This window comes from Pseudomonas sp. UYIF39 (assembly GCF_029963765.1).
Lineage (GTDB): Bacteria > Pseudomonadota > Gammaproteobacteria > Pseudomonadales > Pseudomonadaceae > Aquipseudomonas.
This window is the reverse complement of the sequence record NZ_JALBYU010000001.1, coordinates 48,652-60,852: the sequence shown is the minus strand read 5'-3', so window position 1 is coordinate 60,852 and position 12,201 is coordinate 48,652. Positions and strand designations below refer to the sequence as shown.

Sequence of the window (12,201 nt, the reverse complement as noted above, 5' to 3'; positions counted from 1 at the left end):
AGAAGGATTCCTTATGACCCGCACCGATCAGCCGGCGACGACCGAGAGCACGCCCGACAGCGATCTCGCCAGCCCCCCGATCAATGCCGAGCGTCTGCTGCAACTGATCACCGACGAATACGAAAGCCTGCCGCGCCAGCTCAAACGCATCGCCAGTTACATGAGCCAGCAGAGCGACCGGATCATGGTCGACCGCATCAGCGACATCGCCCGCGAGTGCGAAGTGCACCCGTCGGCGATCGTGCGGTTTTCCCAGCGCTTCGGGTTCAGTGGCTTCAGCGAAATGCAGGCGCTGTTCCGCGAGGCCTATACCCACAAGACCACGCCGGTGCAGAACTACCAGCAGCGAATTCGCAGCATGATCGCCAACAAGTCGCAGAAGGCCAGCGGCGGCGACCTGGCGCGCGAGTGCATCAATGCGACCCTGTCGGGCATCGAACGGCTGGGGCTGGAACTCGATGACCAAGCCTTCGACAAAGCTGTCGACCTGGTGGTGAATGCCGACAATATCTACGTGGTCGGGGTGCGCCGTTCGTTCGCGGTGGCCGACTACCTGGTCTACAACCTGCAACACACCAACAAGCGCATCCATCTGGTTTCGGGGCTCGGCGGCAGCTACCGCGAGCAGATGCGCAGCGTGCGCGCCAATGACCTGGTGATCGCTATCAGCTTCACGCCCTACGGCAAGGAAACCCAGCACTGCCTGCGAATTGCCCAGCACCATCAGGCCAAAACCCTGATCATCACCGACAGCAACCTCTCGCCCCTGGCCAAACGCGCCAACACCGTGCTGCTGGTCAACGAAGGCAGTTCGTTTGCGTTCCGTTCGTTGAGTGCGACGCTGTGCCTGTGCCAGGCGTTGTTTATTGCCGTGGCGTATCGGCTGGAGTTGAAGGTCGATGAGATTCACGAACAGGTCGGCTTCGAGGATTAGCAGCACGCCGTTTGCAGCTCGCTGAAGCTAGACTAAGGTTGTCCATCCCGAAATGGACATCTGAAGGAGCGGTTCAATGAAGCTGATCGGCATGCTGGATTCACCCTATGTGCGGCGCGTCGCCATCTCCGCCAAACGCCTTGGCATTCCACTGGAACACCAGTCGGTTTCGGTGTTTCGGCATTTCGAGCAGTTCCAGCAGATCAACCCGGTGGTCAAGGCGCCCACCCTGGTGCTGGACGACGGCGAGGTGTTGATCGACTCGACGTTGATCCTCGACTACCTCGAAGCCTTGGCCGGTCCTGGCAACAGCCTGATGCCCAGTGACCTGAAGCAGCGCTTGCGCTCGTTGCGCCTGATCGGCCTGGGGCTGGCGGCGTGCGAAAAGTCCGTGCAGCTCTACTACGAACGCAACCTGCGGCCAGCGGAGATTCAGTTTGAACCGTGGGTGGAGCGGGTCGAAGGGCAACTGGCGGCAGCCTATTCGGCGCTGGAGCGGGAGCTGGAAATGCAGCCGCTGAAGACTGACGGGACGATTGCTCAAGACGGGATTACGTTGGCGGTGGCGTGGAGTTTCACCAATCTGGTGGTGCCGGATCAGGTGGATGTGAATCGGTTTCCACAGATTAGTGCGTTTACCGAGTATGCCGAGGGGCTTGAGGATTTCGTCAGTACACCGATTGAATGAGCTTTTGACTTTGCTCCGCCCCTCAAAACGCAAAACGCCGCTTCTACCCGAGGCAGAAGCGGCAGAGGCATGTGCCCCAGCGTAAGTCAGTGCATGAACAGGGCGATCAGGATGATGATCGGGATCGGTACGCCGAGAAAGAACAGCAGTAATGAGCGCATGGTAGTTCTCCTGGGTTAGCGAACAGGCAGTGAAGTGGTGGTCACATAAGCGTCGGATTCCAGATACACCACGGCATCCCGACGACGGCCGCCAAAGGTTGCAGCGAGGCTGGCGAAAAACGCACCGATCAGCAGCGCAACGAACATCCACAGCGAAGTCCAGGCAGCGATTTTGGCGGCGGTGTCGGCGGCTTGTTGGGCGGCGAGTTTGGCGTCGGCCACGGCTTTTTGCGTGCGGGCATACACTTCATCAACGCGACGCTCCGCGTCCGCTTGAGTGAGGTTGGTCCGTTGGGCGACCAGTTGCGCCAGGTAGGTGCGGTCTTCGGCAGCCAGTTGACCGTTGTTGCTCAGGCTGCGCACAAAGATGCGCGTCACGGTGCCATGAACGGCGTCATCACTGATCGCCGCCGGGCGATCATCGCGGAACAGGCTGTCGACGAAGTAACCGTACTGGTCACTGTCAGTGGTGCCGGCAGCTTGAGCCACGGTACTCGCGGCGCCGCCAACCACGCTCGCCCCGGCTTGCACGCCACCGCTGACAATGCTGCTGACTGAGCCGACCACCAGCGTCGCCGTCACCAGTGTCGCCACGCACCAGGCTAGAAAGCCATGGGCGGTGTCACGGAAGTAAACCTCATCACCGTGCATGTTCGCCCACTTCACCCGCAGCCGACCGGCGATGTAACCGCCAAGCCCGGAAGCCACGATTTGCGTCGCCGCCAGCCAGACAATCGTTGAAATGCCCAGGCCCTTGGCGCTCACCCCTTCATTGGCCCACGGCGACACCGCCGAAAAGCCGAGGCCAAAGCCGAGCAGCACGAGGATCAGCGACAACGCCGCCGCTGCAGCGGCCCCCGCGAAGATCGCCCCCCAGGACACGCCAGAGAGCGTGCTCGCTTCTTCTGCGGCGGGATAGAAACCATCAGAGGATCTATTCATTGTTATATCGCTCCAGGCAGGAAAGATGGTGTTACAACTCTTCAACCGAGGAATTGCAGTCACCGTGCCAGTCGCTGACTTTTAATAAATCTTTGAATTTCAGTGATTTAGAAAGTTTGAACTTCCAATGGCCATGCAATTTGCAAGGAAGCGGTATGTAGGAGCGGGTTTTATGCATTGACTAAAAAGGTACCTGCATGAAGTTTTATTTAGAAAGCCTGCACCCATTTCTTGGCAAACTGCCGCTCAACGTTGAGTACTCCTAATCAGGCCCGCCCTATGACCCGCATCTTGACCATCGAAGACGACGCCGTGACCGCCCGGGAAATCGTCGCCGAACTGAGCAGCCACGGCCTCGACGTGGACTGGGTCGACAACGGCCGCGAAGGCCTTGCGCGCGCCGTCAGCGGCAACTACGACCTGATCACCCTCGACCGCATGCTGCCCGAGCTCGATGGTCTGGCGATTGTCACCACGCTGCGGACCATGGGAGTGGCCACGCCAATCCTGATGATCAGTGCCCTTTCCGACGTCGATGAGCGTGTGCGCGGCTTGCGCGCGGGCGGTGACGATTACCTGACCAAACCGTTCGCCACCGATGAAATGGCTGCCCGGGTCGAAGTCCTGCTGCGCCGCCAGAACACCGTGACCGCCAAGGCCACCACGTTGCGGGTGGCGGATCTGGAGCTGAACCTGATCAGTCATGAAGCCAGCCGCGAAGGTCAGCTGCTGACGCTGTTGCCCACCGAGTACAAGTTGCTGGAATTCCTGATGCGCAACACCGGGCAGATTCTGTCGCGGATGATGATTTTCGAAGAGGTCTGGGGTTACCACTTCGACCCCGGCACCAACCTGATCGATGTGCACATCGGCCGGCTGCGCAAGAAAATCGACCCGCCAGGCAATGCCCCACTGATTCGGACCGTGCGAGGCTCGGGTTATGTCATTGCCGAACCCCTCTAACGGCTGGCGTTCATCCAGCAGCCGTTTGCTGGCGCTCTACAGTTCGCTGTTCGTGATCTGGAGCGGGATTCTCATGGGGGTCATGTACTACGATGTTTCCGCGTATCTGGACAACCTGGCCAAACACTCGCTGATGCAACGTCAGCATCTGTTTTCACGCTTTTCGGGTGACCAACTGGTGGACGCCCTCGCCGTCAGCATGACCTTCGATATTCGCGGTATCGACGCCTATGGCCTGTTCGATAACCAGCATCGCTACCTCAACGGCGCTCTGCGTCAGATTCCGGATGGGCTGCCGCTGGACGGCAAGATTCACATGCTCAGCGACTGCGCCGACTCCGACGACCCCACCCTGCCCGCCGACAGCTGCGACGCGGTGGCGACCCAGACCAAGGACGGCCGCTGGCTGATCCTGGTGCGGGACAACGGTTCGTTGTTCGCCGTCACTCGAATCATCCTGCACGCGTTGTTCTGGGGCGTGACCCTGACGATCCTGCCGGGTATCGCCGGTTGGCACCTGTTGCGTCGCCGGCCTCTGCGGCGAATACGCGGGATTCAGGCCAGCGCCGAGGCCATCGTCGCCGGTGACCTGACCCGGCGTCTGCCACTGTCCAATCGCCGCGATGAGCTGGACATGCTCGCCGCCATCGTCAACGCCATGCTCGAACGTATCGAACACTTGATGAACGAGGTCAAGGGCGTCTGCGACAACATCGCCCACGACCTGCGCACACCGCTGACGCGCCTGCGGGCGCAGCTGTACCGGATTCAGCAACAGGCTGATGAGGGTTCGACGCTGGCGGTGCAACTGGACTCAGTGCTCGGTGAAGCGGACACCTTGATGGCGCGCTTTCGAGGGTTGCTGCGGATTTCCGAGCTGGAAGATCGTCAGCGGCGTTCGGGTTTTGTGCAGCTGGATCCGGTGCCGTTGTTGCAAGAACTGCATGACTTTTATCTGCCGTTGGCGGAAGAAGGCGAACTGGTTTTCAAGCTGCAACTGCCTGACGTCTTGCCGCCACTGAATGGCGACCGCGCGTTGCTATTCGAAGCGGTGGCGAACCTGCTGAGCAACTCGATCAAATTTACGCCGCCGGGTGGCGAGGTGATTTTGCGGGGGGTCAATGAGGGTGGGCGTACGCGGATCGAAGTGCTCGATTCCGGGCCTGGTATTGCGGAGGCAGAGCGAGAGGCGGTGTTCCAGCGTTTCTATCGTGCCGATGGCGGCAACCAGAAAAGCGGGTTCGGGCTGGGGCTGTCGATCGTTGCGGCGATTGCGAGCTTGCATGGGTTTGCGCTTAAAGTCGGTACTAGTGAACTCGGCGGTGCGCGGTTGGTGCTGGATTGCCAGCAAAGCTTGATTCCCCAGACCTGACGCCGCCCGGACCAAGCTCGCTCCCACAGGGGATTGGTGGTGTTTTCAGTAGCCCACCACCCCTTCTTCATGCATCTGCCGCAACAACACCGCCCCACTTTCCATAAACTCCGGCGACCCAGCCATCCCCGCCTCCACCGCCAATCCTCCCAGCTGCTCACGCCCGTCCAGGTGAGGAAATCCCTCAATCCGCTGCAACAACCGCCAGGCCAACGGGCTCAGCGCCGAAAACTTCACACTCCAGTCCTCAGCCCGACGCACCAGCAGCAACGTTGGCAGAGCCGGCGCTGTCTGCGGTTGATAATCCGGCCCCACCAACTCCACCGGCCAGGCATACGCCAACGGCCAGGCCAGCGGCGAAACCTGCAACGGTCGGTCCAGCAACAACCCGGCATCGCTCAGCGGCAACGGTTCGGCCTCGGACTGCTGCAATGCCATCTCGATCCACTCGTAATGCGCCAGTTCCACCATGAACGGCGGCCACGACCCTTCGGCCAACGCTTGCGGTTCCGAGGCCATGAACTCGACAAACTCCTTGGCGATCTCGCCGAATTTCGGCGTGTGCGCGCGGTAGTCGCGCAGGAAAATCCGTACCAGTGAACGCCAGTGTTCATCACCGAGAATCTTGATCAGCACCGGAAAGGTCCCGCTGAGCAACGACGACAGGTTCGCGAAAATCAGGTCGCGGTAAACCTGCGCCCGTGTCACGTCCATCCCGGCCGGTGGCGCGCAATGATCGGGATCGCGCAGGTAAAGGCCCAGGGTGTTCTGCTGCTGAAACAGGCTCGGCTTATCCACGGTTCACCCCCTCGGTTTGCAGGCGGCGAATGGTCTGTAACTCCGCCACCAGTTCAGAAAATGCCGGGAAGTTGAAATCCCGTTCCAGCAGCGTCGGCTGCGCGCCGAATCGAGCGTAAGCCTCCGCCAGCAACGACCAGACCACCGGTTTCACCGAGGCGCCATGGGTGTCGATTTTCAAGGTGTCAGACTCGTCGAAATGCCCGGCCACGTGCATGGCCACCACCCGGCCCGAATCGATGCCGGCCAGAAATGTCTGCGGATCGAAACCGTGATTGATCGAATTGACGTACACATTGTTGACGTCGAGCAACAGGTCGCAATCGGCTTCGCGCAGCACCGCGTTGGTGAAGGTCAGCTCGTCCATGTCTTGCTGTGGCGCGGCGTAGTAGGAGACGTTTTCCACCGCCAGGCGCCGACCAAGAATGTCCTGAGCCTGGCGAATTCGCGCGGCGACGTGATGCACCGCTTCTTCGGTAAAGGGCAGCGGCAGCAGGTCGTAAAGGTGACCGTCATCGCTGCAGTAGCTCAAGTGTTCGCTGTACAGCGGCACGTTGTAGTGATCGAGGAAAACCCGGACTTCCTGCAGAAACCCGACGTCCAACGGTGCCGGGCCGCCCAATGACAGGGACAAGCCATGACAGGACAACGGATAACGCTCGGCCAGGGCACGCAGCGCATGACCATGAGCGCCACCGATGCCGATCCAGTTTTCCGGTGCGACTTCCAGAAAATCGAAATCGCCCACACGGGCTGCCTGAAGGTCCTTCATTAAACCGCGACGCAAACCGAGCCCTACGGTCGCCTTCGCTGATGTGATGGGGGTCTGCATGATGTCGATCTCAATGATTGTCAGCGCGTTACGCCAGGTCGTACTTCTCGCGCACCAGATGGCCAATGCCGATCCGATCGAGCACGGTCATCGGGCACAGGAATGTCACGCGCACGGTGCCCGGCAAGCGGCTGATGTCGATCGAACCGGTGATGGTCGCGCGGTTGAGCACTTCGTCATATGGCAGACCGGTGACCGAGGCGGCGCGTTTCAAGCCATTCTCTACCGCGACGTTGAGGTTCTCGCCACTGCCGATAAAGGTGATCGGCCCGCTCTGCTCAATCTCGTGCTGGCCCCAGCGCTCGCCCAGCTCGCGGACTTTCTGCCGCTGCCCGGCATTCATCGGCCGGGCCATGGGTGGTAAGTCGTCGAGGTTTTGCAGCAGGATCGGCCCTTCCAGCGTCAGGTGCTTCACCACTTCCACCACCACTTCGGTTTCCCCGGAGCAATCGGTGGCATGCCCGGCGATCTCGCCGTTGCCCTGCTGGGCGTGCATGTCGCCCATGTACACGCCGGCGCCAGGCACCTTGACCGGGCAAATCAACACGCAGCCCTCGCGGATCGAGTTGGTGTCCATGTGACCGTCGGTCTTGGCCGCGTGCAGTTCTTCGCGGGTCATGCCGAAACGGTGCGGCGCGCCGATCAGGTATTGGCCGAAATCGGCGCAGTTGTGGGAGTCGGGCAAATCACGGGACGGCGTGGTGCCGATGTTGCCGAGGAACGGCCGCATATGCGCCGCCACGCCGGGAATGTCGGCGCGCGCCAGGGACAGGATCGAATGTTGCGCGGCGAATTCAGGCAGCGCCGACATCTCGGCTGCGTTACCGGCCAGTTGATTGGCGACGTCCTGATTGACGGTCAGGCTGACCTGATTCTGCGCATCGAACACGATCACATAGCCGTGGCTGAAGCGAAACGCGCTGACCTCGGCGCCACAATTGTTACAGCGAATCGCGTCCTCGCCGATGCCTTCGACATGGCTGGCCGGATGTTCAGTGCCGCACTTGGCGCAGAATTTGGAGACGAACGGATCGCCGTGGTAGCGACCTTCAACGAAGCTCATCACCCCGGACGAAGTGGCCAGCGAGGTGACGCGCATGCTTTTGATCTTGATCGCCACCGCGTCGCCGATCTCCGCACCGGCAATGGCCACCGGTTGCGTCACTTCGTGGCCACCCTCGAAGGCCGGCGTGATCATCGGCCCCCAACAGCCCGGCGGTGTGCCGGTGATCGGGGTGCCGCCGTCGGCCAGTGGCCCGAGCATCGGCTGGCTTGGGCCGATGATGCCGCTGGTGTATTGGTCGACGCGCAGGCGATTGACGGGTGTAGATTTCAGGTCGGTTTCAGGCCGGAGCGTAGTCATTGTTGTCCCCTTCACGGTGTATAGGGTGCCAAATGGCCTACGCAGTTCATCGCAGGTTTGTATCTCGACTGTGTTCGGCAGTGGCCTGGTATTGGGGGAAACTGTATCGAGAAGCCCGTCGGATACAGTGGAATACACGCAGTACACGAATCCCCTGTGGGAGCGAGCTTGCTCGCGATAGCGGTGGGTCAGGCAACATCTTTGACGACTGATACACCGCTATCGCGAGCAAGCTCGCTCCCACAAGGGTCCGGTGTGAGTCAGGGAAATGAGCTTTCGTCGCTCAAAGAAGCGGTGCACGTCCCCTGGACTAAACTTAATGCACGCAGGGCGTGCTTATCGTCCTGTTCATTCCCACGACCACCGCCCAGAGGTGATCACCTCGAAAAACAAGGCCTCTGGACTGTGATCCTGCTAAAGGAGCACGCGTGATGGACGAGGCCAGACTCAATGAATTCATGGGCAAACTGGTGAACGACATGGGCGGCGCGGCGATGCTCGCCAACGTCATCGTCGGAGAAGAGCTCGGGCTGTATCGGGCCATGGCCGACAGTCAGCCAGTCACCCCTGAAGCCCTCGCTGACAAAACCGGCTGCAACACCCGCCTGCTGCGCGAATGGCTCAGCGCCCACGCCGCTTCCGGTTACATGGAACACCGCGACGGCCAGTTCCGCCTGCCCGAAGAGCAAGCCCTGGCATTGGCGATCGAAGACTCGCCAGTCTATGTGGCGGGTGGTATCGGGGTGGTTGCATCGTTCTTCCATGACAAGGACAAACTGGTTAACGCCATGCGCGGCGACGGTGCCCTCGCCTGGGGCGATCACCATCCGTGCATGTTCAGCGGCACGGAGCGGTTCTTCCGGCCAGGTTATAAAGCGCACTTGGTCGCCGAATGGCTGCCTGCGCTCGAAGGCGTGGTCGCCAAACTGGAGGCTGGCGCCAAGGTGGCGGATATCGGCTGCGGCCACGGCGCATCCACCGTGATCATGGCCCAGTCGTTTCCGGATTCGCGGTTCGTCGGTTTCGACTACCACGCCCCCTCCGTCACCGTCGCCACCCAGCGTGCTGAAGAAGGTGGCGTGTCCGGGCGTGCGCGGTTCTTCCAGGGCACGGCAAAAAGCTTCCCCGGCGACGACTATGACCTGGTCTGCTACTTCGACTGCCTGCACGACATGGGCGACCCGGTGGGCGCGGCGCGGCACGCATATGACGCGCTGAAACCGGACGGCACGGTGCTGCTGGTAGAACCGTTCGCCAACGATTCGCTGGACGACAACGTCAACCCGGTTGGCCGCTTGTTCTACGCCGCCTCGACGTTCATCTGCACCCCGAACTCGCTGTCCCAGGAGGTCGGCCTCGGGCTCGGCGCTCAGGCTGGCGAGGCGCGGCTGCGCAAGGTCTTCACCGAGGCGGGGTTCAAGACGTTCCGGCGGGCCACGGAAACACCGTTCAACCTGATTCTGGAGGCGCGTAAATAACTACCGTCAGTTATTGTGGGGCTGCCGAAGACCCTCCGGAGTGTTGAACATGCTCGACAGCCTCATCCGCGAACAACTCGACCACCTTCAGCAGTTAATGGCCGACCAGCCGTTTGTGGTCCTGACCGGCGCGGGCATCAGCACTCCGTCGGGCATTCCGGACTACCGCGACAACCAGGGCGTGCGGCGTGGCCGGCAACCGATGATGTATCAGGAGTTTCTCTGCGCCCCCGAATCCCGGCGTCGCTATTGGGCGCGGGCGATGCTCGGTTGGCCGCGGGTGCGCCAGGCCCAGCCGAATGTGGCCCATGAGGCTTTGGCCAATTTGCAAAGTTCGCAGCAGATCAGCGGGCTGATCACTCAAAACGTCGACACCCTGCACGACCAGGCCGGCAGCCATGACGTCATCGAACTTCACGGCAGCCTGCACCGGGTGTTGTGCCTGGACTGCGGGCAGCGCAGTGAGCGGGATTCAATCCAGCAACTGATGGAAGCGCAGAATCCGTATCTGGCCGGCGTGGACGCGGTGCAAGCGCCAGATGGCGACACGTTGCTGGATGCGGCGTTTGAGGCACGCTTTCAAGTGCCCCATTGCCCGCACTGCGCGGGTGAGCGGATGAAGCCCGACGTGGTGTTTTTTGGCGAGAATGTGGCGCAGGTGACAGCGGCCAAAGCGATGGCGGCGGTCGAAAAGGCGGCGGGGTTGCTGGTGGTCGGGTCTTCGTTGATGGCGTATTCGGCGTTTCGGTTATGCCGGGCGGTGGCGGATCAGGGGAAGCCGTTGATTGCGATTAATCTGGGGAAGACTCGGGCGGATGATTTGCTGGATTTGAAGATTGAGGGGTCGTGCGAGCAGCTACTCCCCCTGCTGACACAACACCTCTCACCCTGATCAGTTAAGGCGCTGGCCCAGGTTTTCTTCCTTGAGAACGTCGAACAATGCCTGCGCCGCCGCCGACAGTTCAACCCCAGGCTTGGTAAGCACCCCGATCGCCCGCTCCACCACCGGATCGCGCAAGGTAATGCACCGCGCGCCGAGTTCCAGCATCTGCCCGACACACAACGCCGGCACCGCGCTCACCCCCAATCCACTGGCAACCATCCTTCCCACTGTCGCCAACTGATGGCTTTCAAACTCCACCGGCAATTTCATCCCACGCGCCTGCAGGTGCTCTTCGAGCATCACCCGAACCGTCGACGGGCGCTGCAAGGTGATGAACGGTTCCTTGAGCAAGGTCTGCCAATCGATGTCTTCCCGTTCGGCAAAAGGAGAGTCCTTCGGCACAACCGCAACAAACCGATCCATGTACAACGGCGTGAATGCCAGTGATGAACTCTGAGTCGGCTCAAAAGCCACCCCAAGCTCAACCTGCCGGTCACGCACCATCTCCAGCACCTGCTCGTTGATCACGTCGTTCACCGTGACATTGACCTTGGGGTAGCGCGCGCGGAAGGTTTTCAGGATCGGCGGCAACAGGTTGCCGGCAAATGAAGGCATCGCCGCCAGGGTCACGCGACCGCGCTGGAGGGTAAAGCGTTGCCGCAGCTCATCCTCGGCGTTGTCCCAGTCGGCGATCAGGCGACGCGCCAGTGGCACCAGCGATTCTCCCTCCGCCGTCAGCGCAACATTGCGCGTGTTGCGGGTGAACAGGCGCCCGCCCAGCCCCTCCTCCAGCGCCTTGATGGTCAGGCTCAAGGCCGATTGCGACAGGTGCAACCGCTCGCAGGCCACGGCAAAACTCAAACTCTGGGCCACGGCCAAAAATGCCCTGATCTGCTTGACTGTCATGACCACTGGCTCCAACGTAGTACAGATGATTGATTGGTGAGTTTTATCTATCAATCAACCTTAAAAATCAACTTAACAAATGAATCCTTCAGCGAGACACTCCTATCCCATACGGCTAGCCAGCCGCCCACAAAGAATAAAAGAGGTGCATATGGCAGGTTTCGACAAGCGCGTGAGTTCCTACGAGGAAGCTCTGGCAGGACTTGAAGACGGCATGACCGTGATCGCCGGCGGCTTCGGTCTGTGCGGGATTCCGGAAAACCTCATCGCCGAGATCAAGCGCAAAGGCACGCGTGACCTCACCGTGGTTTCCAACAACTGCGGCGTCGACGGTTTCGGCCTAGGCGTACTGCTGGAAGACCGGCAGATCCGCAAAGTGGTGGCATCCTACGTCGGTGAGAACAAACTGTTCGAAGACCAACTGCTCAAAGGCGAAATCGAAGTCGTCCTGACCCCTCAAGGCACCCTGGCCGAAAAAATGCGCGCTGGCGGTGCCGGCATTCCCGCTTTCTTCACCGCCACCGGCGTCGGCACTCCGGTTGCCGACGGCAAGGAAGTGCGCGAATTCCACGGTCGCAAGTACCTGATGGAAGAATCCATCACCGGTGACTTCGCCATCGTCAAAGGCTGGAAAGCCGACCATTTCGGCAACGTCATCTATCGCCACACCGCCCAGAACTTCAACCCGCTGGCCGCCACTGCCGGCAAGATCACCGTGGTCGAAGTCGAAGAAATTGTCGAGCCCGGCGAGCTGGACCCGGCGCAGATCCACACCCCTGGCATCTACGTCGACCGGGTCATTTGCGGCACGTTCGAGAAGCGCATCGAACAGCGCACCGTGCGTAAGTGATCCCCTGCCCCCGGACCGAATGAAGGAATAA

12 protein-coding genes are annotated in these 12,201 nt (G+C 60.8%); 7 read left to right on the top strand and 5 right to left on the bottom strand.

Annotated elements, in window-relative coordinates; all coding sequences use genetic code 11:
* Window positions 1-13 precede the first annotated feature (13 nt).
* Window positions 14-934 carry a MurR/RpiR family transcriptional regulator gene (locus MO767_RS00280; protein WP_282478900.1) on the top strand — a complete coding sequence of 307 codons (921 nt, stop codon included), beginning with the start codon at window positions 14-16 and terminating at the stop codon, window positions 932-934.
* Window positions 935-1,010: 76 nt separating this feature from the next.
* Window positions 1,011-1,622, top strand: a complete 612-nt coding sequence (locus MO767_RS00275) for a glutathione S-transferase (protein WP_282478899.1) — start codon at window positions 1,011-1,013, stop codon at window positions 1,620-1,622.
* 176 nt (window positions 1,623-1,798) lie between these two features.
* Here MO767_RS00275 and MO767_RS00270 read toward each other — a convergent pair whose 3' ends face one another.
* Window positions 1,799-2,725, bottom strand: coding sequence for a hypothetical protein (locus tag MO767_RS00270; protein ID WP_282478898.1), 927 nt, complete (start codon window positions 2,723-2,725; stop codon window positions 1,799-1,801).
* 279 nt (window positions 2,726-3,004) lie between these two features.
* On the opposite strand from MO767_RS00270, the gene MO767_RS00265 reads away from it, so the two are divergent.
* Complete coding sequence (locus tag MO767_RS00265; RefSeq protein ID WP_282478897.1) at window positions 3,005-3,688, top strand: response regulator transcription factor; 684 nt, start codon at window positions 3,005-3,007, stop codon at window positions 3,686-3,688.
* Window positions 3,666-5,060: a HAMP domain-containing sensor histidine kinase gene (locus tag MO767_RS00260; RefSeq protein ID WP_282478896.1), complete on the top strand. Its 1,395-nt coding sequence runs from the start codon at window positions 3,666-3,668 to the stop codon at window positions 5,058-5,060. The genes MO767_RS00265 and MO767_RS00260 overlap by 23 nt, the downstream gene beginning before the upstream one ends.
* Window positions 5,061-5,105: 45 nt before the next feature.
* Here MO767_RS00260 and MO767_RS00255 read toward each other — a convergent pair whose 3' ends face one another.
* Genes MO767_RS00255 through MO767_RS00245 form a run of 3 tightly spaced genes read right to left on the bottom strand, consistent with a single transcriptional unit; the run spans window position 5,106 to window position 8,053 of the window.
* Window positions 5,106-5,858 carry a putative DNA-binding domain-containing protein gene (locus MO767_RS00255; protein ID WP_282478895.1) on the bottom strand — a complete coding sequence of 251 codons (753 nt, stop codon included), beginning with the start codon at window positions 5,856-5,858 and terminating at the stop codon, window positions 5,106-5,108.
* On the bottom strand, window positions 5,851-6,690 hold the full coding sequence (locus MO767_RS00250; protein WP_140682144.1) for a DUF692 domain-containing protein: 840 nt from the start codon (window positions 6,688-6,690) through the stop codon (window positions 5,851-5,853). The genes MO767_RS00255 and MO767_RS00250 overlap by 8 nt, the downstream gene beginning before the upstream one ends.
* A 28-nt stretch (window positions 6,691-6,718) precedes the next feature.
* Window positions 6,719-8,053, bottom strand: coding sequence for an acetamidase/formamidase family protein (locus tag MO767_RS00245; RefSeq protein ID WP_282478894.1), 1,335 nt, complete (start codon window positions 8,051-8,053; stop codon window positions 6,719-6,721).
* Window positions 8,054-8,484: 431 nt separating this feature from the next.
* Between MO767_RS00245 and MO767_RS00240 the strand changes: the two genes are divergently transcribed.
* Both MO767_RS00240 and MO767_RS00235 read left to right on the top strand, forming a co-directional pair.
* Complete coding sequence (locus MO767_RS00240; RefSeq protein ID WP_282478893.1) at window positions 8,485-9,531, top strand: class I SAM-dependent methyltransferase; 1,047 nt, start codon at window positions 8,485-8,487, stop codon at window positions 9,529-9,531.
* Between the two features lie 49 nt (window positions 9,532-9,580).
* Window positions 9,581-10,423: an NAD-dependent protein deacetylase gene (locus MO767_RS00235; RefSeq protein ID WP_282478892.1), complete on the top strand. Its 843-nt coding sequence runs from the start codon at window positions 9,581-9,583 to the stop codon at window positions 10,421-10,423.
* Here the strand turns inward: MO767_RS00235 and MO767_RS00230 are convergent, their stop codons facing one another.
* Complete coding sequence (locus MO767_RS00230) at window positions 10,424-11,320, bottom strand: LysR family transcriptional regulator (protein ID WP_282478891.1); 897 nt, start codon at window positions 11,318-11,320, stop codon at window positions 10,424-10,426. It abuts the gene before it with no gap.
* 151 nt (window positions 11,321-11,471) lie between these two features.
* Between MO767_RS00230 and MO767_RS00225 the strand changes: the two genes are divergently transcribed.
* Window positions 11,472-12,170 carry a CoA transferase subunit A gene (locus MO767_RS00225; RefSeq protein WP_033058258.1) on the top strand — a complete coding sequence of 233 codons (699 nt, stop codon included), beginning with the start codon at window positions 11,472-11,474 and terminating at the stop codon, window positions 12,168-12,170.
* Window positions 12,171-12,201 lie beyond the last annotated feature (31 nt).